Below are 21,438 nucleotides of genomic sequence, written 5' to 3' on the forward strand. Positions count from 1 at the left end.
GGTGATCCCCAAAAGCCGCGTCCAAAAAATGGAAGAAAATCGCGCCAAGCTGATAGCTTCTGCGCGCAAGATGTTTGCGCAACAGGGTTATTCTGCGTCTTCCATGGATGAGATGACCGCCGCTGCCGGACTGACTCGCGGCGCGCTCTATCATAATTTTGGCGACAAACGAGGTTTGTTTGCAGCTGTTGTAGCGCAAGTTGATGGCGAAATGGCACAACGTGCTCAGGAAATTGCTGGACAGGCGGCAAGCAAATGGGAAGGTCTGTTGGCAGAAGGGGCGGCCTATATCGAAATGGCGCTTGATCCGGAAATTCGGCAAATTGTGCTGCTTGATGGACCTGCTGTTTTGGGCGACCCGTCGAACTGGCCTAGTCAAAATGCTTGTCTGGTCGCTACGAAATCTATTGTAACGGAATTGGTATCGGACGGGATTATGAAGCCCGTGGATATTGAATCGGCATCACGGCTGTTGAGTGGAGCTGCTTTTGACGCAGCACTTTGGGTTGCAGCCGGAGACGATCCGCTAAAGGTTTTACCCCGTGCTATCGAAGTGTTTAAATATATGGCTTCCGGTTTGCGAGCAGATGTCTAGCTGCTTGAGATCGTTAACACATGCCGGGACCGAACATATGCCGGAACCTATGTGCGGCTCATATTTAGCCGCACAACAAATATTCTCTCATGCGCTATGCGCTGAATGCTTCGTTACCGTCAGGATCCGTTGATATGAGCATCGCTCCAATTGCGTCAATGAACTGCGCTAAGCTTGCTCCCCATAATGCGCGTAAATTTAAGAGAGAAGCGTCCACCCGCTTTTTCCATTAGCTCATTCACATAATTCAAATTCTTAAGGAACCGAACGCCGTTATGCGAGTTTTCCACTTATCGAAACAACTGTGTTCGAGGAGAAAACACGATGAATATCAAGCTATTAGCGCTTTCAAGCGCTCTTATTATTGCGCCTTCAATTGGCTTTGCGCAGGATGCGCCCGCTACGGGAACTGACGCAACCTCAACGGAAACTCCAGCCATTGCTACCCCGGACACAACGAACCCTCAAGCTCCTGTGGAAGGTGAAAATAGTTTCACTGAAGAACAGGCAAAAGACCGCATTCAAGACGCCGGATTTACCAATGTCACAGGGCTGACACTTAAAGACAATGGGATCTGGGAAGGCACAGCCACCAAAGGTGCAGACAACGTCACTGTGCAGCTCGACTATCAGGGCAATGTAACGACCAAAACCCCTTAACAGCGACTGTTAGCACCAGAAAGGACGTTATCATGAAAACCGCAACGGGATTATTCGATACATATAGCGCAGCTCGGGATGCAGTGGAAAGGCTTGAAAATGCAGGCTTTTCGTCATCTGATATCAGTATTGTGTCGCACCATGACGAAACTGAAAGCAACGCCGCCGAGGGCGCAGGCGTCGGTGCCGGTATTGGTGCGGCTGTAGGCGGGGCAGGCGGATTATTAGCCGGCTTAGGTGTCATGGCTATTCCAGGCGTGGGACCGGTTGTAGCTGCGGGATGGCTTGCGGCAACACTTGCAGGCGCAGCTGGCGGCGCTATTGTCGGCGGAGCAGCTGGCGGTTTGATCGGAGCTCTCACAGAGGCAGGAGTGCCAGAGGAGGATGCTCATCTTTATGCCGAGGGCGTGCGCCGCGGCGGCGCTTTAGTCACAGCACGCGTGCCCGATGAGCGTTATGCGGAAGCAGAATCGATATTATCCGGCGCTAATCGCGTCGATGTTGCTGAACGCCGCCAGCTATATACAAATGAAGGCTGGGAAAGATTTGATCCGGATGCTGACTATTACACCCCGGAAGAGATCGAACGTGAACGCCGCCGACATATAATATAATATCTAATCTAATTTAAAGGTGGGGCCGGATTTCCGGCCTCACTTTTTGCAAGACCAAACCTAGTCTGTTATCCCTTAAAGTCTCGAGCCAGAAGATAGAGTTCGACCGATTCAGCTCTCGAAGCCGGTGGCTTTACATGATGGACTGAGCGGAATTTTTGCTTCAATACGGTTAGCATCTCATTCTCAGTTCCGCCCTGAAATGTTTTCGTCAAAAAGTGGCCACCAGGTTTTAAAACTGACACCGCAAAATCAATTGCTACCTCGCATAGATGCACGGTCCGAAGATGGTCGGTCCGGCGATGGCCGGTTGTGGGGGCCGCCATATCCGAAATTACCAGATCGGGTTGATCGCCTAAGGCTTCCATCAATTTTTGCGGAGCATCATCATCCAAAAAATCCATTTGCAGCATGATCACGCCTGGCAAAGGATCGACTGGAAGAAAATCAATGCCAACAACCAGCGGATTTTCGTCAGTTGAGCCGACAATTTTTGCAGCAACCTGCGACCACCCGCCGGGAGCTGCACCCAAATCAATAATTTTTTGGCCTTTTTTCAGTACCTTGTAACGATCATTAATTTCGATCAATTTATAAGCAGCGCGCGACCGATAGCCGTCCTGACGCGATCTATGCACATAGGGATCGTTTAGATGGCGCTCCAACCAGCGACGCGACGACTCCTTAATCGTCCCAGCCTTCTTTTTAACCCGGACATGCAGTCTGCTGGTACCAGAACCACCCCGCCCACCGGTGGTTTTTGCCCTGCTTCTGTTTCCGCCTGATCTACTCATGCTCAATGCCTGTTTCTTGCGCTGTTGTGGACGTTTGACGAACGATTTTGCCGCCAGGCACCATCACGCGACATTAATTCAGTTAAAATGCCCTCGCGGAGACCACGATCAGCAATGAGAAGTTTTTCGCTAGGCCAAACTATGCGTATGGCATCAAGAATAGCGCAGCCCCCCAGGACCAGATCGGCTCTGTCCGCCCCGATGCAAGGATTGGCAACGCGAGCTTCAAAATCCCATGACAAAAGCTGATTGGTCATTTGGGTGACTTCTTCTGCACCCATCCACATACCATCAACTCTGCGCCGATCATAGCGTTCAAGCCCCAAGTGAATTCCGGCAAGCGTGGTAACAGTGCCTGAGGTGCCCAATAGGTGAAACCTAGAACCCGCGGTCAGATGGCCAAGACAATGGCGTTGAGCGAAGCTCGACAAAAGTTCTGTGACGTGCTGAACCATATTATCATAGCTTTCAGGCGTCACATTGCGCCCACCAAAACGTTCGGCGAGAGTTACGACACCTACAGGCAGTGAGGTCCATGCGCGAATATGTTCGGCCAAACGTGGGGACCGGCGTTCGGAAACATCAATCAGCGCAATTTCTGATGAGCCACCGCCAATATCAAATAGCACGACGGCATCCGTATCCCGGGTGATGAGCGTTCCGCATCCGGAAACCGCTAAACGCGCCTCTGTCTGTCGATCTACGATCTCAAGTTGCAAGTTGGTTTCATCTAATACGCGCTGAAGAAATTCTTCGCCATTTTCTGCTGAGCGACAGGCCTCAGTCGCGATAAGCCGGGCTCGTCTGATTTTTTTCGAGGCAAGCTTCTCGGAGCAGATTTTCAACGCGTCAACGGCTCGTTGCATGGCATGATCACTCAACCGGCCAGTGGTTGAGAGCCCTTCGCCTAATCGGACAATGCGCGAAAAAGCATCTACCACCCGAAATAGCCCAGGACGCGTGGGGGTCGCTATGAGCAGACGACAATTATTGGTGCCCAAATCGAGCGCGGCATAAAGCGGAGCGTCGCGAGTATCATGCCATTTATGGCGTATCTGAGAGGCGGCAGGCCCCCGTTTGCCAGCTAGGACAGACACATGCGAGCAATTGTGCGAAGGGCTGGTCTGCACAGATTGTTTGAATTCGGATGATGAAGCGGCAACGCTCTCTATCCGCGCCTGCTTTTTCTTACGCGCACGTCGGCGGCGATTCGAAATTTTTCCTGATGGCTTGCCTTCAGCAGTTTTGCTCTGTGCAGCTGCATCGACCAGACCTAGTACGGTCTCAGAAATAGCGTCTGCCGTGCTGCGCATTTTACCGCGCCTACGCCGCCGCAAGCGTTTGGCCTGACTGTGAATTGCCGGTTTTTCCGTATCCGTGCGTCCTAAATCGGCTGCCCCAGGCATTTTGCCGATTTCTGGAACGGCATTTTTACGCGATTTGCGGTTGCCATTCTCAGACGGATTCCGAGCGTAGTTTAAGCTCGATCGTCCGTTAGACGCCCCGGATTGCGCCATGTTGCTGGGGCGCTCGTCGGGGTTTTTCAAGGTTCTTGTCCTTTTGGCGCCGCGCGAACCCGAAGGACGCTAGCATGGCGCTTTAATTTTACGTTGCCTATAATGTAACAGCGGTTGTGACATTTACCAATAGGGCGACGCTGCAAGTGACCTGAAAAATTATATTGGCTGATAGTTCAATGAAAGAACGGGCCGCACCTTGTGTGCGAAAGCCCGTTAAGGTCATATGTCGTAGCTGTGAGCCGCATTGATAGTGGCAACGAATTGCTTTGTACGGTTGTGCTCAGGCCTGACGAACACGTCACGGGCAGTCCCTGTTTCGACTATATTGCCCGATTCTAAAAAGACGACATTTTGTGCGATTTTCGCTGCAAGACGTAAATCATGCGTGGCGATCACCATTGTGGTTCCTTCTTTGGCAAGCTTGCTTAAGACATCTACCACTTCTGTCGCAAGTTCCGGATCAAGCGCGGAAGTTGGCTCATCACACAGCAGCACCCGGGGCGAGGGCGCCAAAGCACGCGCAATGGCAATCCGCTGCTGTTGTCCTCCAGATAAAGTGGAAGGCCAGACATCTGCCTTATGTGCCATGCCAACCTTGGTCAGCAATTCCATCGCATGTTCACGTGCTTTTTCCTGCGGCCATTTCAAGACCGTGATCAGACCCTCCATGACGTTTTGAATAGCTGTCTGGTGCGGAAAAAGCTGGAAATTCTGAAACACCATACCGGTCTGGCGACGTATAGCCTGTATTTCCGACCAAGCTGGTTTGCGGTTGGGGGAAAAGTCGAGGGTGTGGTTGCCAAGCGTGAGAGTTCCCGAAGTCGGGATCTCAAGCAGGTTTATGCAGCGCAAAAGAGTGCTTTTCCCCCCGCCGGAAGGACCAACCAGTGCGGTCACGGTGCCTTCATCAATGCGGACATTGATATTGTTTAAAATAACGGCATCGTCAAAGCGTTTTTGGATGTTTTGAAGCTCTATCATGAGTTCGTCTCCAAGGTGCCGCCATAGCGTCTGAAACGACGCTCAAGTCTGACTTGCAGAGCAGATAAAATCGAGCTCAATCCAAGATAGATCAGCGCAGCTTCAATATAAAGTATCAGCGGCTCATAGGTGGTGGCCACAATCCGCTGCGCTGATTGAAATAGTTCCGGCACTGTAATTGCAGCCGCAAGGGACGTGTCTTTAACCAGCGATATGAATGTGTTTGAAAGCGGAGGAACGGCAGTTCGCGTGGCCTGAGGTAAAATGGTTCTGGTCAGAGCTTGGCGCCAATTCATACCGATGGAGTAGGCCGCTTCCCATTGCCCCTTTGGAACCGAAGAAATGACTGCACGGATGACTTCGGAACTATAAGCGCCGACATTTAACGAAAATCCGATCAGAGCTGCCGGAAATGCATCCAGATAAATGCCTATGCTGGGCAGACCATAAAAGATAACGAAAAGCTGGACGAGAAGGGGCGTGCCCCGGAAAACCCAGACGTAAAATCGGGCAATCCACGAAACCCAAAGTGGTGCAAACAGCCGCACCAGAGCGGTTAACAACCCAAGAGATAGCCCAAATATGAACGATAAAATTGTAAGCGGGATAGTAAATAACAGGCAAGCCCATAATAAAGTGGGCAAGGACTCGACCATTAAATGAAGCCAATGGGGCACGTTTGCGGTTCCTTTGCTTGGCACGGGGACTTAATATGACGGCCCAGCACAAAGAACGGAAGCCGAAAACGGGTTCCGGCTTCCGATTTTCCGTGTGTCAGAGAATTACTTGGAAACGTCCTGTCCAAAATATTTTTGTGAAATTTTATCGTAGGTGCCGTCGGCCTTGATTTCAGCTAGCGCTTTATTGAGGGCCGCTACGAGTTCATCATCACCCTTGCGAACGATAATGCCGGACGCATCTGCATTTTCCTTCTCAGCAACGACCTTCACTGGTGCATCGGGCTGCTGCTTTTTGAAATCAAGATAGGAAAGATTATCGTTGAGCGTGGCCTGCGCACGACCGGTTAAAACCAGCTGGATTGATTGATCAAACCCATCGGTTGCGACTAATTCAGCTCCGGATTCTTGCGCAAGCTTACCATAATTGCTGGTTAGCGATTGGGCTGATTTAACGCCTTTGAGATCGTCAAACCCTTTGATCGTATCATTATTTTCATGCACGATCAGGACCACTTTCGAGACAATATAAGGATCGGAGAAGTTGAACTTCTTCTGGCGCTCTTCGGTGATGCCGACCTGATTAATAACAGCGTCATAGCGCTTTGCATCAAGGCCAGCGATCAGGCCATCCCATTTACCTTCGATGAATTCTGGCTTAACACCGAGCTTTTGCGCAACGGCTTCACCAATTTCAACGTCAAAGCCAACCAGTTTGTTATCCTTGTCGTGATAGGTAAAAGGTGCGTAGGTACCTTCAGTGCCAATTTTAAGGACGCCTGCTTGCTGAATGGCGTCGAGGTTTTCTCCAGCCCATGCTGCTGAGAAAAGCGATGCCTGTATCACTGCGGCAGTAGCAAAAAGTTTGAAGAGTTTCATATCGAGCACCCGTAAAAAATATTCGTCTAAATCTAAAATACAGGAATTAGATTCTAATGGAGCGTTTAAAAGCTCCAGAAACCTGCTATTTTCGAAAAATATTTTTTCGATCACGAGAGTAAAGATAATAAAATTTCTAATGTTGTGGGACTGTGAAGGTCCGATGGTCTAAAATATAAAATTAAACGCCGCTTAAGCGCGGCGTTATTGGTTTGTTATTCGGCTTTTCCATAGCCTCCGCCGGTGGGTGTAATCACAGTGAAAGCCTCTCCCGCGTCAAGGACGGTTTGATCGCAATTGCCCAGCACTTCAATCGTGCCGTCTTTGCGGCGCACTTCGTTGCGGCCAGTTTGGCCCGGTTCCCCGCCTTCAAGACCAAAGGGCGCGACCCGCCGATGACCAGAGAGAATAGCAAAGTCGAGCTTTTCTAGCGCGCGTATTGTGCGCTTGGTCCCGTTGCCGGCATGCCATTTGCCTTTGCCGCCTGAATTTTCGCGAATATGGAAATCCTCTAGCAGAACGGGAAACCGCGATTCAAGAATTTCTGGGTCGGTAAGGCGGGAATTGGTCATATGCGTGTGAACCGCATCACTTCCATGAAAACCGGGCCCCGCAGGCGAGCCTGAACAAATGGTTTCATAATATTGATATTCGTCATTGCCAAAGGTCAGATTATTCATCGTACCTTGTGCTGCGGCCATGGCGCGAGTTGCGCCAAAGAGGCAATTGGTCACCGCCTGACTGACTTCCACATTGCCCGCCACAACCGCTGCCGGATATTGCGGCGAAAGCATTGAGCCTTGCGGCACGATAATTTTGATCGGGCGCAGACAGCCCGCATTCATCGGAATATCGCCTTCCACCAACACACGAAATACATAAAGGACAGCAGCACGAGTGACCGGCTCTGGCGCGTTGAAATTGTCCGGGCGTTGTTCGGATGTGCCTGTGAAATCGACTGTCGCCTCGCGTTTTTCCTTGTCGATTGTCACCCGAACTTTGATCTGACAACCTTGGTCCATCTCATAGGTAAATTCACCATCGGGCAATTTATCGAGGACGCGGCGCACGCTTTCGGCAGCATTATCCTGAACATGGCCCATATAGGCATTCACGACATCTTCACCGAAATGAGTGATCATTTTCTTGAGTTCCGCAACACCCTTTTCATTGGCTGCGATTTGCGCTTTGAGATCGTTCACATTCTGCGTGAGGTTTCGAACCGGATATTTCGCCCCCGTCAACAGGCAAGCCAAAGCTTCTTCGCGAAAAACGCCCCGATCAACCAGTTTGAAATTATCGATATAGACGCCTTCCTGCTCAATATTGACCGCTAGCGGCGACATTGAGCCGGGGGCAATGCCGCCAATATCGGCATGGTGACCACGGCTTGCGACCCAGAACCGGATTGCGCGATTTTTATCGTCAAAAACTGGGGTGCAAACAGTAAGATCAGGCAGATGAGTGCCACCATTATACGGGGCATTGATCAAAAACACGTCGCCAGGATTTATGTTGCTATTCTGTTTAATTGCGGTGGCGACTGAAGCATCCATTGAACCCAGATGCACTGGCATATGCGGTGCATTTGCTACTAGGTTTCCTTCCGCGTCAAAGACTGCACAGGAGAAATCCAACCGCTCTTTAATATTGACCGAATAGGCGGTGTTTTGAAGTGTCACGCCCATTTGTTCGGCAATCGACATGAACAAATTGTTGAAAATTTCCAGCATCACAGGGTCAGCCTCTGTGCCAATTGCTGTGCGTGTTGGCAGGGCTTTAATTCGCGAAAGAACAATATGATCAAGTTCTGTCAATCGCGCCTGCCAGCCATCTTCAATAATAATGGTTTGATTGTCCTCAATGATGATGGCAGGACCGGTTACCGTTTGTCCGCGTTTAATTTCATCACGCATAACCACGCTGGCATCATGGAATTCGCCCAGTGAAAAAAAGCGGGTACGCTTATCTGTTATCACTTCAGCCTTATCATTCAGCGGCATTGCGTTTTCCACCTCGGCTGCGCCACCGCCTACGGTCTCAAATTCTACCGCATCAATTACCAGTGCCTTATTCTCAGCAATGAACCCAAAGCGGCGTTTATGCGCTGCTTCAAATTCTGCTCGAAGCCGCTCAGCGCTATCCAGTTCGGGGAAAGTAGCGTCGATAGAAAGGACCGTATCAGTCCCTGCATAACGAATATGAGCACGTAAAAATTGCTGAATGGCATCAGTTTCGATGCCTTGTGCGTTAAGCTCTGCCAGGCATTCTTGCGCTAGTTCTAAGCCCATTTTTTTGAGCGCTGCGGGAGCGCTCGCATTAAGTGGTACGCCCAAGGCTTTTTGACGGGTTGCTCTTATATCCGCCAGCCCCATGCCATAGGCAGAGAGCAGGCCAGACATAGGATGAAGAAGAATATTCTCCATACCCAAAGCGTCGGCAACCAGACAGGAGTGCTGGCCGCCAGCACCGCCAAAGCAATTTAGCGCATATTGCGTAATATCATGGCCGCGTTGGACCGAAATTTTTTTGATTGCTTCAACCATATTGGCGACTGCAACCCGGATATATCCATCCGCAACCGCTTCCGGTGACCGGCCATCGCCGATTTCATCGGCAAGTTTCGTGAAAAGATCTCGGACACGCTCCACATCCAAAGGCTGATTTTGCTCTGGTCCAAAAATAGTTGGGAAATATTCGGGAACCAATTTGCCCAACATCACATTGGCATCGGTGACGCAGAGCGGACCACCATTGCGATAACAGGCAGGGCCGGGGTAGGCACCGGCAGAATCGGGGCCAACCCGAAAACGACCGGCGTCATAATGCAATATAGAGCCACCACCGGCAGCGACCGTATGAATGAGCATCATGGGCGCACGTACCCGCACGCCTGCAACTTCCGTTTCAAATGCGCGCTCATATTCGCCATCAAAATGCGCTACATCGGTGGAAGTGCCGCCCATGTCAAAGCCTATGACCTGTCCGAAGCCGGCTGCTTCACCAGTTCGGGCAAATCCGACCACGCCGCCTGCCGGGCCAGATAGGATTGCGTCTTTGCCTTGGAAAAGATCGGCCGCTGTCAATCCGCCCGATGACATCATGAACATAACGCGCGCACCAGTGCGCTCGATATCAAGTTCGCTTGAAACCTGCGCTACATATCTGCGCAATACGGGCGAAAGATAAGCATCAACAACGGTTGTATCGCCGCGCCCTACCAATTTAATCAGCGGTGAGACTTCATGGCTGACAGAGATCTGATCAAAGCCAATTTCGCGAGCAAGGCGAGCAATTTCAATCTCATGGCCGGGAAATTTATAAGCATGCATGAAGCAAATAGCGATTGTATTAAAACCTTGTTGCTTCAACGCTAGAAGCGCTTTTTCCGCTTCATTCAGATCAAGCGGCCTTTCGACACTACCATCAGCCCGGACACGCTCATCAATCTCAATGACGCTTTGATATAGGGCTTCGGGTTTAAGAATCTCGGTGGCAAAAATATCTTTGCGTTCCTGATAGCCTATGCGCAGCGCGTCCCGGAAACCCTTGGTAGTGATCAATGCCAAACGCTCGCCTTTGCGTTCAAGCAGAGCATTGGTAGCGACAGTGGTGCCCATGCGCACTTCGCCTATTAGGCCAGCGGGAATAGGCTTGCCAGGCTCCAGCCCCAGATGCAGGCGAATGCCGTGTACGGCAGCATCTTTATAGACTGACGGATTTTCAGAGAGAACCTTGCGCGCATGAAGCGCGCCCTTCGGATCCCGCGCAATCACATCGGTAAAGGTGCCGCCGCGATCGGTCCAAAAGTCCCAAACTCCCCGTGCCGTTGCAGTCATTGCTGGCTCCCCCAAATGTGATTTTTCAAGTGTGGCTCCCCCAAGTAAAGTAAAATGATCAATGAAACCACAAGCGCCAAGAGCAAATTTGCCCAAGCGCCTGCGTTTAGCTTGATCATCCGGTCCGATTGGTTCTCTTTGATATTTTGTGAGAAATATCTTTCTCGCAGCTCCGCCTGCTGATCAAAGATAATAAACGCCGATACGTTTTCCGCCGATCATCTCGACGGCAATTTCCATCTGGTAAATATCTTGTAGTATTTCCGGACGAATGATTTCATCCGGGGTTCCCTGATGCGCCACCTTGCCGTTTCGCATTGCGACGATATGGTCGGAATAGCAGGACGCAAAATTGATATCGTGCAGCACAAGAACGATCGTTTTGCCCAGCTCGTCCGCCGCGCGGCGCAATAATTTCATCATTGAAGCCGAATGTTTCATGTCGAGATTGTTGAGCGGCTCATCCAGCAGCACATAGTCGGTATCTTGACAGAGCACCATCGCCACAAAGGCGCGTTGGCGTTGTCCGCCTGAAAGCTCATCTAAAAAACGATCCCCCAGACCTTCCAGACCCAGATAATTGATCGCCTGATCAACATGGTTGAAATCTTCGCGAGTGGGACGACCTTTGGAATGTGGATAACGGCCAAAAGTAACAAGATCACGCACGGTGAGGCGCGAGGTAATGGCATTTTCCTGCCGGAGGATCGAAAGCCGTTTTGCAAGCACATCGCCACGAGTGGTCGAAATATCTAACCCATCGACAGTTACTTGTCCCTTATCCATCATTAACAGGCGGCTTATGATCGAAAGCAGGGTGGATTTGCCTGCGCCATTGGGTCCGATGATGGATGTAATGCCGCGAGCTGGAAGCGCGAGCGATACATTATCGACGACAAGCGCTGCATTATAGGACTTGCTGACTTGGCTGACTTCAATCAACGCGCATTTCCTCTTATGAGCAGGGTTATAAAGACAAGACCGCCTAAAAATTCAATAATGACGCTGAGCGCGGTATTGAATGCAAAGACCCGTTCAAGAATGGTTTGGCCACCAACGAGGCAGAGCACGCCAAGCAGAACCGCCACCGGCAATATGATGCGGTGTTTTGCTGAGCCTGCGATCATATGGGCGAGATTGGCGACAAGGAGGCCAAAAAAGGTGATCGGGCCGACCAGCGCAGTTGAGACGGATACAAGAATTGTCACCAAAAGCAGAATGATCCGCACAACGTGTTTGTGATTGACACCAAGATTGATTGCCTGATCACGCCCTAGCGAAAGAACATCAAATTGATACAGCATACGCCCGCCGTAAAGCGAAACCGCTAATACGATAATGGCTGCAATTAACAGAATTTCGGAATTTATACTGTTGAAATTTGCAAAAAAGCGATCTTGCAAAACTGCAAAGGAATTGGGGTCTAGCATCCGCTGCATTAGATTGGAAAAACTGCGGAAGAACACACCAAACACTATGCCTACCAGCATTACCAGATGCAAACTTCTCATCGCGCCTGAAAAAATCCAAGCGTAAAGCGCGCCTGCGAATAACACCATAATCGCCGTTTCAGTAAGAAAGCGCGCGTTGGGCCCCAGGCCATCAATATTTACCGTCCCGAAAATAAATATGATTAGCGTCTGGATGAGGACATAAAGCGAGTCAAAACCCATGATGGAGGGGGTTAGAATGCGATTATTCGTGACAGTCTGGAACAGCACTGTTGAAACCGCAATCGAATAGGCAACCAAAACCATTGCGGCCAGTTTCGTGCCGCGAAATGACAGCACAAAGGACCAGCTTCCTTTTGCGCCAATAGTCATGAAAGCGATGCAGGAGAGCGCAACGAGTACGCTTAACAGCGTTAATATGACAGCCGGACGTCTAAGCAAGGCGAGACCCTCGCCGCAACAAAAGGTAAAGGAAAATCGCGCTGCCAACCACCCCCATCATCGTGCCGATCGGTATTTCATAGGGAAATCGGATTAAGCGCCCGACAATATCGCAGGCAAGAACCAGTCCGGCACCAAAAATTGCCACCCATGGAACCGTGCGCCGCACATTATCACCGATGAACATACTCACCACATTCGGCACAATCAGACCAAGGAATGGAATCATGCCGACAGTGACAACAACTGACGCGCTTACCATCGAAACAATGACAAGCCCGAGGGTTACGATGCGGCGATAGTTCAACCCCAAATTGGTTGTAAAATCTTCGCCTAAGCCCGCGACTGTGAAACGATCAGCAGCAATATACGCGATCACGGTCAGGAAGAAAGAAAGCCATAAGAGCTCATATCTTCCGCGAAGAACGCCAGAAAAATCCCCGGTAGTCCAGGAATTGAGCGATTGTAACAGGTCAAAGCGGTAAGCGATGAAGGTGGTAATCGCACTGATGATACCGCCCAACATCAAGCCGACAAGCGGCACGACCAGAATTGAGCGCAAGGGAATGCTGCGCAAGATACGCAGGAAAAGTGCCGTGCCAGCCAGTGCTGTGATCGACGCGATCAGCATTTTGCCAAAGACCGGCGTTTCAGGAGCAAATAGAATAACCAACAAAATGCCCAGACTGGCAGATTCGACGGTTCCCGCTGTCGATGGCTCAACGAAGCGGTTGCGGGTCAACATTTGCATAATCATCCCCGCAACGGCCATCGACATGCCAGCCAAAATGATTGCAACTGTACGCGGGACACGGCTGACAAGAAGCACCTCGACCGCTCGGGAGCTACGATCAGGTCCGAAAAGCGTGGAGAGTGACACATCGCTAACGCCTATAAACAGGCTGATTAAAGCCAGTAGGGCGACAATAATTATAGCGGCTGCAATTCGCTTCACACCTGTTCCAGTTCCTGCCTTACCCGCTTCGGACCATTCAGCGCGTGTTTTTGAAAGAAGCTTAAACTCTTACAAATACGCTGGAGAGAATGGCCAGAAGCGGCTGATATAAAAGATTAATCCACTTTATCGAATGCTTTAGAAAGCTGTGCAATAGTATCATGCAGCGCGCCAAGCCCACCGCCGATGAGATACCAATTCTGCGATTTCAAATAAACGATTTGATCGTTTTTCCACGCATTTGTCTGGCGGATGAGATCATTGTCGAGGACCTGTTTTGCTGAATTGCCTTCCCGACCAATCGCCGCATCGCGGTCGATGACAAACAGCCAATCCGGATTGGTTTCAAGAATGAATTCCGAAGTGATCGGCTGACCGTGATTGCCAATGGAGAGATCCGGAGCCGCGGGTTTAACACCAAAACTGTCGTGAATAACACCGAAACGCGAACCCGGCCCAAAAGCGCTCATCCGGCCGCCAGAGGTCAAGATCATCAGGCCCGTGCCTTTATTTGCAGCTTTTTCTTTAAGCGATGCAATTTCTGCATCAAGCTCTTCAAGTTCAGCTTCTGCTTTCGCTTGCTTGCCGAAAATCTGACCGAGCGTTTCAATATTGGATTTTGTGTCGGCAATGAACTTATCGGCAGAGACTGTTAGGTCGATAGTGGGAGCGATCTTGGCCAATTCATTATATTTTGCAGCAGAACGACCGCCGATAATAATCAGATCTGGTTCGACTGCATTGACAGCTTCATAATCTGGTTCGAACAGGGTGCCGACCGTTGTATAATCCGTGCTTTCGTATTTTTTCAGGTAGTCTGGAAATTTGATGTTGCCCGGGACTCCAACGAGTTTGACACCGAGGCGATCAAGATTGTCGAGTGTCGCAAAATCAAAAACAACGACCTGATCCGGATTGGCGGGAACGATGGTTTCACCCTGCGCGTGTTTGACAGGAATGTCCGCTGCGCCAGCAAATGATGTGAGAGCGGCAGTTATAAATACAGCGCTAAAAAGACGCGCGAAATTCCGGCGGTTCAACATGAAATTTGATCCTTTCACTAATCTTGTGCTTTACAGTCTAGTTTTCGTGCAGTCAAAGGCGGAAGAGAAAAAACTTGCTCTAGCGAGTGGGGTGGGATGCATCTTAAAGTTCTGACCACATTTAAAGTTCTGACGACATTTAAAGTTCAGAGGGCGGGCCAAACAGGCAGCGGCAGGCGATCGTGCCGCCCGCCGCTCGCTATTGATTAAAATTTCGACGTCAGAGAGATGAAATAGCTTCTGCCGTTTTCCACGTAATTTGATTCTGTCTTCGGTTGCTTGTCGAAGATGTTATTGACGCCAAGACGCAGCGAGACATGTTCCGTCGGGTCATATTTGAACGAAATATTTGCCACCGCATAAGGTGAAACATTTTGTGCAATCAAGGTTTCAGGAGAAGCAACGTAATCAACTTGCTTTCCGTAGTAAGCGACAGAGCCGGTTACACTAAAATCCTCACGGGCCTGCCAGCTCACTTCCGAGTGGACTGAATATTCTGGATCCGCTGAGAGAGGCATTCCGGTTTCAAGATTTTTGGATTCAAACAAATATGTGAACGAGTTCGTCCATGTCCAATCTGGATGGGGGTAAATTGTTAGCCCGCCTTCCAGCCCCTGTGTGCGTGCACGATCAATATTTATTTGCTGAACATATTTGGTGCCGTCGCCCGTTATTAGCGATGCCTGGCGTGCAGAGGTAATTTTATCATCGATCTCATTATAGAAATAAGTCAGGCTGGCTTCTAATATGCCGTGCTGATAGACACCGCCCAATTCAAAGCTGTTGCTGGTTTCGGGCTTCAGGTCAGGATTTCCGACCATTTCGCAAGGGCCACCTGCCGCTCCACAACCCCTGCCACGCGAAGTTTGCACCCAATTGGGGTTTAACTGACGCATGTTTGGAGCTTTAAAAGCCTGCGCCCAACCGGCTTTAAGAGTGAGGCTGTCAGTTACATCATAATTGAGATAAATGCGCGGGCTTGCATGGGTACCAAATTTTTCATGTTGATCAATGCGAAGGCCGGTTGTGAGTTTTAGATCCTCACGAAGTTTGATCTGATCTTCAACAAAGATGGCGCCGGTCCACATGCTTGTTTCGGGCGAACCGGTAGTGCCGGTCACGGAATTTAGCTTTCCGAGGTTTTCCGGGTCGTTCATTTCTTCGTAACGAATTTCACCGCCGACAGTCAGGTCTTGTTCAAACCAAAAATCGAGCGGCATGGAGAGCTTGCCATCAAGTGTATAACTGCGAACATTAATCGTTGTGTCGCCGGTAATGTTGCCCGCTCGATCGAGAGTGTTGTGGCTGTTGTCAGCGCTTTCAATGAATGCAGTTATTGTAGATGTGCCAAAACCCCACTCGCCAACATGGCGTAAAGATCCAGTTGTCCGGCGGATCGAAGTCTTGCTTGTATCGATTTCACCATCGGAGAGATAGGGGCGATATTTTTCCTGTCCGGTGCTTCCTTCGATCTCAAATAATTGGTTCGAACTAGGCGTCCAAGAGAATTTGGTAGTGATATCATAATCATCAATACCGCGTGGCGCTTCTATATCGTCGTGTTGCGAACGGTCTGCCGGTTTTTGCTTGCCGATGCTACCATAGGCAGTAAAAGTAAGCTCATCTGGCACGATGGGGCCGCTTACATAAGCGCTTAATTTTTTGGTGGCGCCAGTTGCCTTGCTTTCAGGCTGTATCCATTCAGTCGTAAGCGATCCGGACCAGCGGTCTGGCGATTTCTTGGTGATGATATTAACGACACCGCCCAACGCGTCAGATCCGTAGAGCGTAGACATTGGCCCCCGGACAATCTCTATACGATCGATTGAATCAACCGGTACCCAGCCCAGATCTCCATTATAATGGCGCATGGTGGTTAGACCGGCATTGACGCGCTTTCCGTCGATAAGAATGAGCGTGTAGCTGCTGCCCATACCGCGTATGCTGACGCCGCGAGTACCATCGCTGCCAAAACCCACATTAACACCGGGCACTGTCCGCAACGCTTCGGTGATATCGGGAGTCGATCTAAGTTGTAACTGCTCCTGGCTTAACACCGCGATGCTTGCTGGCGCATCTCTTGTTGTGGTGGCAATTGACGATGCTGTGACAACAATCTGATCCAAGACCACCCCACCGCTCACTGCGGCTGCCGGATCAGTAACAGGGCTTCCATCTTGCGCTTGAGCTGGGGTGCCGAATAAGAGCGCAGTTGAAAGACAAGTGCCTGCGGTAATCGCTTTTATGAATAACGGTTTGCTCGCAATCGAGTGCAAATAGCGGGGGTTATCAGTCAGCGGTCCCTTAAACAGGCTAGTCATTTTTTTGTCACCGATAAAGTTGATCAATTGAGTCATCTTTAAATAAATCGCGTCGGTGACGTCAATCATCATCTTTTGTAAATGTTCTAAATTACAAAAAACCGAGTGAGAAAATCTTTGAAATCCGCGCCCGGAAATTGGAGGAAAACTTGCGGAAAACTGGGCTTTTCAAGCGATCAGTGAGGGCCACGGGGTCCGCTGTGCTTGTCGTTTCACGCGATGCGCTTTTTGTAAAAAATAGCGTGGAAATGTTTCGTACAAGCTTGGCCGACAGCTGGAAACCAAAAGTTTTGCGACAGAAAAAGATCTCCACCAGATCTGAATGGCGAGATTTTTGCTCTCAACAATAGATTGAAAACTTATGAATTATGAGGGGCAGGGCGGATGTCAACGCCGCAGCTATAGAGGGCTTTATTCAGCTTCATAAGGTTCGATATCAATTTCTAGCACATCCAAACCTTCTTCGAGATAATCGCCAAGAAGCGGCGTTCCAAGCAAATATCTCGCCTCACGACCCTTGTAGCGCTCGCGAGCTGCAGCAAGTGCGTCCTTCCATTCTTCCGCACTGAAATCACCGCGCCCAACCCACATAAGTGCCAATAATTCAGTTCGGGCTTCATCATTGAGCGCGCGTATGGCTCCCACAAGTTCTTTTGCGGTCGGGTTGTTAGTGCCATCAAGAATATCAAGCTCGCCATCATCGGTTGCATTTGAACCCGAATTTTCATCCACACTGGGCACCTGCACGTCATATTCCCGGGCTTTGGTGATGATAAATTCCAAATTGTCGAAATTATTGACCAACTCGACCATTGCAGCCTCCATATCTTTTTCAAATAACGAACGCTGGGTGGTGGCGAGTGGTTCCGGCGGGTCATAATTGAGATCAGACAAGTCCGAATATTGGTAGTACCCAATCGGCGATGAGCTTGATGGATAGACCGAACAATGTGATCTGAACCAGCAGAAAGAACGGACCATCGGGAAGAATACGGGTGAGTTTAGCTCCGATAAAAGTGCCTATCACTGCGGCCGGAATAAGCCAGTAGCCTAGCGACCAATCAAGATGAGAAAATTGCTGTAACTGCCAATAGGGAATGAGTTTTATAGCATTCACAACAGCGAATAATATGGTTGATGTTCCGGCAAAAATCAGTTTTTCCAATCGTTGCGGCAGAACATACATCTGATATGGCGGAGCGCCCGAATGCGAAACAAAACTGGTAAGGCCCGTCAGAGCGCCCCAGAAAATACCGCGTGGAATATCCGCTCGGCGTGCTTGGCTGCGAAAGCGTGCGCCAAACCACGTATTCAGGCAAAAGAAAATGCCGACAAGCCCGACCAGCATTCCAATAAATGTACTTGAAAGATGAGAGCTGAAATACCAGCCAATAGCAATTCCCAAAATGGATGCTGGGATAAGGATTGCCAGATTGCGTGCAGAAAAATGTCGGCGATAAAGATAAAGTCCGAACACATCACTGATAACATAGATCGGCAGAAGCAATGCAGCAGCTGTTACCGGTGATATCACCAAAGCCATGAGCGGGACCGCGAGAGTGCCGACAGACGGCAATCCGCCCTTGGACAGCCCCACCAAAAAAGCAGCAAAAACCGCGACTGACAGAAAAAGAGGTGAATGTTCAAGCATCTGAAGCCGCGGTTCTAAGGTCTATTGATGGGCCCATTCCCAATAAAGCGCACGCGCTTTTCGTGTAACAGGACCATATTCGAGACGCCGATCGTCAAAGCCAATAATCGGCACAACTTTGCTCATATTTCCTGTTGAGAAAATCTCATCCGCATTTCGAAAATCTTCGATGCGTAGAGTGATTTCGTGCACATTTATTCCGGCATGTCTTAGAAGTCCAATTACCCGCTGCCGTGTAATGCCATTTAGAAAAGTGCCATTGGGTAGGGGAGTGAACACTTCTCCGCCACGCACCATGAATATGTTAGACGTGGCTGTTTCAGCGACATTTCCTAACACATCCGTCACAATGGCATTATCGAAACCTTTTGCTCGGGCTTCGCGTAACATGCGCGCATTGTTAGGATAAAGGCATGCTGCTTTAGCGTTAACAGGCATGACTTCAAGATAGGGCCGACGGAAGGAAGTGGTTGTGATGGTAAAACCTCTTGGCTCAACCATTGGTATTGCCTCAAGACAGAGCGCAAAATCAGTGGATTCGGCAAGAACACCGACAGTTGTTGCATCGCCTTCTTCTGCCCAATACATCGGACGGATATAGACATCTGTTCCTGGTTGGAATTTTTTCAATCCGTGATGCGCAAGCGCTTCTATATCTTGGGCAGTCAGCGTTGGATGAAGACCCAGAGCGCGGGCAGAATCATTGGCCCGGGCCGCATGAAGATCAAGATCGGGGGTCACACCTTCGAAAAGACGCGCTCCATCAAATACAAGCGATCCGAGCCAAGTTGCGTGGGAGGCTGCGCCAAGGATACGTATGTCGCCTTCACGCCATTCCCCTTGATAATAGGTCCACATTGACCGCTTGCTACTCATCCTAAAAACCTTTCACTCAGGACGCGACCAAGATTCGAAATCGAGTTTTAACGCAAGCAGAGCGGGGTGAAAACTCAATTTGACGCTTTGTATCAAGAACGCTCATCAATCACAGCGGGTGCTGGTTCTGTTGCTGCAACAGCAGGCGGGCCCTCTACGCCACGCTGACGTTCTCGCACAAAGGTCACGAGGCCAGAGATCGTGATCAAAACGATCCCGATGAACATAGGAAGATCAATCTGGTCATTGAACACAAAATATCCGAAACCTATGGCCCATAACATTTGACTATATTGTGGGGTGGCAATGGCACTGGCGGGCGCACGCTGTGCGGCAAGCATAAGAAGAATGTTGGCTAATGCGGCAAGCAGACCATAACCCGCCAAATAGATCCACTGAATTAGGTCTGGCATTTTATAATAAGGGATCATCAAAATCCCACAAATAATAATTGGGCCAATAAGTCCCGAGGTGAAAAGCGAGATACGCTTTTCTTGCTTACCCATAAGACGGAAAATAATAATGCTGATGGCTCCGCTGAGGCCGCCCCCTAACGCGCCCAAATGGCCGATAGAAAGCTCCCGGAAGCCGGGCCTAAGCACCACCAGCACGCCAATGAAACCAATCACAACTGCCGCCCAGCGTCTCCAGCCGACCTGTTCTTTCAAAAAGATAACAGAGAGTATTGTGACAAAGGCCGGAAGCAGAAAAATGAGAGCAAAGGCTTCTGCCATAGATAGATATGTAAAGGCGACAACGCTGCCTATGACACCCATAGCTGCCGACACCGTTCGCAGCAACCACAAGCCGCGATTGGTGGTACGGAACATGTCACCCCATTGATCATCGGCTTTCTTGGTAAAAGGTATGGCGAGAATACCCAAAACCGCACCAAAAAATGCAACTTCATAAGGGGAAAGAGTGCCGTCGAGCAGCTTCACGCATGCATCACTAATCGCAAATGCGCCATATGAGGCGAACGCCAAAATAATACCGTAAAGCATGCCCGATCCCATTAATAAGAACTGTCCCCTCTATTCGCCATTAGACGATCTTATCGGACATTGCAAAATGAGATGTTCTAGAGGGTTTAAAAAAGAAATTCTTAGATTAGAAAGTGCTTAAAATGTAAGCGTTTACGGCATTTTCAAGTGTGAGAGTGCCAGCGAAAATGCATGCCTCATTTGCAATCATATCCGTAGTAAAAAATTGGCCGAAAGATTAAATAAGTCTCATCCAAAGAGGAGAAAAGAAATGAACATTCGTCAGAAATTCAATCAATATGTTTCCCGTCGCCGTGCACTGCGTGAACTTGGTGCAATGGATGATCATATGCTTGCCGATATCGGTGTATCCCGTTCGCAGATCCAGAGCGCCGTTTACGGTAAATAATTTCATGGCGTCTCGAATAATGGATCGCCCTGAAATTGAAACTAAAATAGATTTAAATTGATAAGCGTCGGTGCTCCAGTCCCGACGCTTTATTTTATTAGCCGTTACTTTTGAATTTTCTGCAACACGGCCAGCCATTGATTTAGCTTGTGAATATTCCCATTCGCGCTTATTTGAGGGCGCAATTGGAGGGGTTTCTTTGCAATGGCCTATCTTTTACTCAACGGTATCTTGATCGGAATTGGCGCGACCATTGTGATGGACATATGGGCGTTCATCCTCGGATTTTTTCCGGGGCAAACACGTCCTAACTGGGCGCCGGTGGGCCGTTGGTTCTGGCATTTGCGCCGTGGGCAAGTTTTCCATGACGATATTGCACAGGCCGAGCCTTATAAATATGAACTCGCGCTGGGCTGGGTCGGGCATTATATTGTCGGTATAATTTACGGCGTGATCTTTGCTTTCTGGGCTGGAACTGATTGGTTCGCAGAACCAACATTTTTGCCTGTCTGGATCTTTGCACTACTGACCGTTGCAGCCGGATGGTTTCTGTTACAACCAGGCATGGGAATCGGTTGGGCAGCGTCCAGACTGCCTCATGCGCGCCGCGTTCGCTTCCTCAACCTTGTTGCGCACAGTTTTTTTGCGATTGGAATGTTTGGTACAGCTTTGCTAATTTAACGACTAAAGCGACATTAATATATAATCATATGCCGCTAAGCTGTGGTTTTTGAAGCTCTTTCAAAAAT

General features: G+C 49.7%; 20 protein-coding genes. 5 read left to right on the plus strand and 15 right to left on the minus strand.

Annotated elements, in window-relative coordinates:
* The first annotated feature begins 4 nt into the window (after positions 1–4).
* The 3 genes from C7374_RS12490 to C7374_RS12500 all read left to right on the plus strand — a co-directional run bounded on the left by C7374_RS12490 (position 5) and on the right by C7374_RS12500 (position 1,869).
* Complete coding sequence (locus C7374_RS12490) at positions 5–595, plus strand: TetR/AcrR family transcriptional regulator (RefSeq protein ID WP_111575983.1); 591 nt, start codon at positions 5–7, stop codon at positions 593–595.
* A 324-nt stretch (positions 596–919) separates the two neighbouring features.
* The gene (locus C7374_RS12495) at positions 920–1,255 is read left to right on the plus strand and encodes a PepSY domain-containing protein (protein ID WP_111575961.1); all 336 of its coding nucleotides are present in this window, start codon (positions 920–922) and stop codon (positions 1,253–1,255) included.
* A gap of 32 nt (positions 1,256–1,287) precedes the next feature.
* Entirely contained in the window at positions 1,288–1,869 is a 582-nt protein-coding gene (locus tag C7374_RS12500; protein ID WP_111575962.1) for a general stress protein, read from the plus strand.
* A gap of 68 nt (positions 1,870–1,937) precedes the next feature.
* Here C7374_RS12500 and C7374_RS12505 read toward each other — a convergent pair whose 3' ends face one another.
* From C7374_RS12505 to C7374_RS12580, 15 genes are all read right to left on the minus strand, one after another.
* A complete protein-coding gene (locus tag C7374_RS12505) occupies positions 1,938–2,663 on the minus strand; it encodes an RlmE family RNA methyltransferase (RefSeq protein WP_111575963.1) in 726 nt (241 codons plus the stop codon).
* Positions 2,664–2,665: 2 nt separating this feature from the next.
* Positions 2,666–4,210, minus strand: coding sequence for a Ppx/GppA phosphatase family protein (locus C7374_RS12510; RefSeq protein WP_245412660.1), 1,545 nt, complete (start codon positions 4,208–4,210; stop codon positions 2,666–2,668).
* A 192-nt stretch (positions 4,211–4,402) separates the two neighbouring features.
* Entirely contained in the window at positions 4,403–5,164 is a 762-nt protein-coding gene (locus C7374_RS12515) for an amino acid ABC transporter ATP-binding protein (RefSeq protein WP_111575965.1), read from the minus strand.
* A complete protein-coding gene (locus tag C7374_RS12520; RefSeq protein WP_111575966.1) occupies positions 5,161–5,841 on the minus strand; it encodes an amino acid ABC transporter permease in 681 nt (226 codons plus the stop codon). The genes C7374_RS12515 and C7374_RS12520 overlap by 4 nt, the downstream gene beginning before the upstream one ends.
* A gap of 105 nt (positions 5,842–5,946) precedes the next feature.
* Positions 5,947–6,720: an amino acid ABC transporter substrate-binding protein gene (locus C7374_RS12525; RefSeq protein WP_111575984.1), complete on the minus strand. Its 774-nt coding sequence runs from the start codon at positions 6,718–6,720 to the stop codon at positions 5,947–5,949.
* 215 nt (positions 6,721–6,935) lie between these two features.
* Positions 6,936–10,559 carry a hydantoinase B/oxoprolinase family protein gene (locus C7374_RS12530; RefSeq protein ID WP_111575985.1) on the minus strand — a complete coding sequence of 1,208 codons (3,624 nt, stop codon included), beginning with the start codon at positions 10,557–10,559 and terminating at the stop codon, positions 6,936–6,938.
* A gap of 183 nt (positions 10,560–10,742) precedes the next feature.
* A complete protein-coding gene (locus C7374_RS12535; RefSeq protein WP_111575967.1) occupies positions 10,743–11,501 on the minus strand; it encodes an iron ABC transporter ATP-binding protein in 759 nt (252 codons plus the stop codon).
* Complete coding sequence (locus tag C7374_RS12540) at positions 11,498–12,451, minus strand: iron chelate uptake ABC transporter family permease subunit (RefSeq protein ID WP_111575968.1); 954 nt, start codon at positions 12,449–12,451, stop codon at positions 11,498–11,500. The genes C7374_RS12535 and C7374_RS12540 overlap by 4 nt, the downstream gene beginning before the upstream one ends.
* A complete protein-coding gene (locus tag C7374_RS12545; protein ID WP_111575969.1) occupies positions 12,444–13,406 on the minus strand; it encodes an ABC transporter permease in 963 nt (320 codons plus the stop codon). The genes C7374_RS12540 and C7374_RS12545 overlap by 8 nt, the downstream gene beginning before the upstream one ends.
* 116 nt (positions 13,407–13,522) lie before the next feature.
* Positions 13,523–14,449: a siderophore ABC transporter substrate-binding protein gene (locus tag C7374_RS12550; RefSeq protein ID WP_111575970.1), complete on the minus strand. Its 927-nt coding sequence runs from the start codon at positions 14,447–14,449 to the stop codon at positions 13,523–13,525.
* 206 nt (positions 14,450–14,655) lie between these two features.
* Entirely contained in the window at positions 14,656–16,770 is a 2,115-nt protein-coding gene (locus C7374_RS12555) for a TonB-dependent receptor domain-containing protein (protein ID WP_245412661.1), read from the minus strand.
* Positions 16,771–17,181: 411 nt separating this feature from the next.
* Positions 17,182–17,583, minus strand: a complete 402-nt coding sequence (locus C7374_RS12565; RefSeq protein ID WP_111575987.1) for a DUF3775 domain-containing protein — start codon at positions 17,581–17,583, stop codon at positions 17,182–17,184.
* A 73-nt stretch (positions 17,584–17,656) separates the two neighbouring features.
* Complete coding sequence (locus C7374_RS12570) at positions 17,657–18,421, minus strand: sulfite exporter TauE/SafE family protein (protein WP_111575972.1); 765 nt, start codon at positions 18,419–18,421, stop codon at positions 17,657–17,659.
* Positions 18,422–18,442: 21 nt separating this feature from the next.
* Positions 18,443–19,297, minus strand: coding sequence for a branched-chain amino acid aminotransferase (locus C7374_RS12575; RefSeq protein WP_111575973.1), 855 nt, complete (start codon positions 19,295–19,297; stop codon positions 18,443–18,445).
* A gap of 92 nt (positions 19,298–19,389) precedes the next feature.
* The gene (locus tag C7374_RS12580; protein ID WP_111575988.1) at positions 19,390–20,301 is read right to left on the minus strand and encodes a DMT family transporter; all 912 of its coding nucleotides are present in this window, start codon (positions 20,299–20,301) and stop codon (positions 19,390–19,392) included.
* Between the two features lie 250 nt (positions 20,302–20,551).
* Between C7374_RS12580 and C7374_RS12585 the strand changes: the two genes are divergently transcribed.
* Both C7374_RS12585 and C7374_RS12590 read left to right on the plus strand, forming a co-directional pair.
* Positions 20,552–20,689 carry a DUF1127 domain-containing protein gene (locus C7374_RS12585; RefSeq protein ID WP_111575974.1) on the plus strand — a complete coding sequence of 46 codons (138 nt, stop codon included), beginning with the start codon at positions 20,552–20,554 and terminating at the stop codon, positions 20,687–20,689.
* A 204-nt stretch (positions 20,690–20,893) separates the two neighbouring features.
* Complete coding sequence (locus C7374_RS12590) at positions 20,894–21,370, plus strand: DUF2938 domain-containing protein (RefSeq protein ID WP_111575975.1); 477 nt, start codon at positions 20,894–20,896, stop codon at positions 21,368–21,370.
* Positions 21,371–21,438 lie beyond the last annotated feature (68 nt).

This window comes from Falsochrobactrum ovis, from assembly GCF_003259955.1.
Taxonomy (GTDB): domain Bacteria; phylum Pseudomonadota; class Alphaproteobacteria; order Rhizobiales; family Rhizobiaceae; genus Brucella; species Brucella ovis_A.

What these genes read in the sequence shown, in the direction of transcription:
- C7374_RS12495 (WP_111575961.1), top strand. Translation starts at nt 920, where the DNA reads ATGAATATCAAGCTATTAGCGCTTTCAAGCGCTCTTATTATTGCGCCT.
- C7374_RS12500 (WP_111575962.1), top strand. Translation starts at nt 1,288, where the DNA reads ATGAAAACCGCAACGGGATTATTCGATACATATAGCGCAGCTCGGGAT.
- C7374_RS12505 (WP_111575963.1), bottom strand. Translation starts at nt 2,663, where the DNA reads ATGAGTAGATCAGGCGGAAACAGAAGCAGGGCAAAAACCACCGGTGGG.
- C7374_RS12515 (WP_111575965.1), bottom strand. Translation starts at nt 5,164, where the DNA reads ATGATAGAGCTTCAAAACATCCAAAAACGCTTTGACGATGCCGTTATT.
- C7374_RS12525 (WP_111575984.1), bottom strand. Translation starts at nt 6,720, where the DNA reads ATGAAACTCTTCAAACTTTTTGCTACTGCCGCAGTGATACAGGCATCG.
- C7374_RS12530 (WP_111575985.1), bottom strand. Translation starts at nt 10,559, where the DNA reads ATGACTGCAACGGCACGGGGAGTTTGGGACTTTTGGACCGATCGCGGC.
- C7374_RS12550 (WP_111575970.1), bottom strand. Translation starts at nt 14,449, where the DNA reads ATGTTGAACCGCCGGAATTTCGCGCGTCTTTTTAGCGCTGTATTTATA.
- C7374_RS12555 (WP_245412661.1), bottom strand. Translation starts at nt 16,770, where the DNA reads ATGACTAGCCTGTTTAAGGGACCGCTGACTGATAACCCCCGCTATTTG.
- C7374_RS12565 (WP_111575987.1), bottom strand. Translation starts at nt 17,583, where the DNA reads ATGGTCGAGTTGGTCAATAATTTCGACAATTTGGAATTTATCATCACC.
- C7374_RS12570 (WP_111575972.1), bottom strand. Translation starts at nt 18,421, where the DNA reads ATGCTTGAACATTCACCTCTTTTTCTGTCAGTCGCGGTTTTTGCTGCT.
- C7374_RS12575 (WP_111575973.1), bottom strand. Translation starts at nt 19,297, where the DNA reads ATGAGTAGCAAGCGGTCAATGTGGACCTATTATCAAGGGGAATGGCGT.
- C7374_RS12580 (WP_111575988.1), bottom strand. Translation starts at nt 20,301, where the DNA reads ATGCTTTACGGTATTATTTTGGCGTTCGCCTCATATGGCGCATTTGCG.
- C7374_RS12585 (WP_111575974.1), top strand. Translation starts at nt 20,552, where the DNA reads ATGAACATTCGTCAGAAATTCAATCAATATGTTTCCCGTCGCCGTGCA.
- C7374_RS12590 (WP_111575975.1), top strand. Translation starts at nt 20,894, where the DNA reads ATGGCCTATCTTTTACTCAACGGTATCTTGATCGGAATTGGCGCGACC.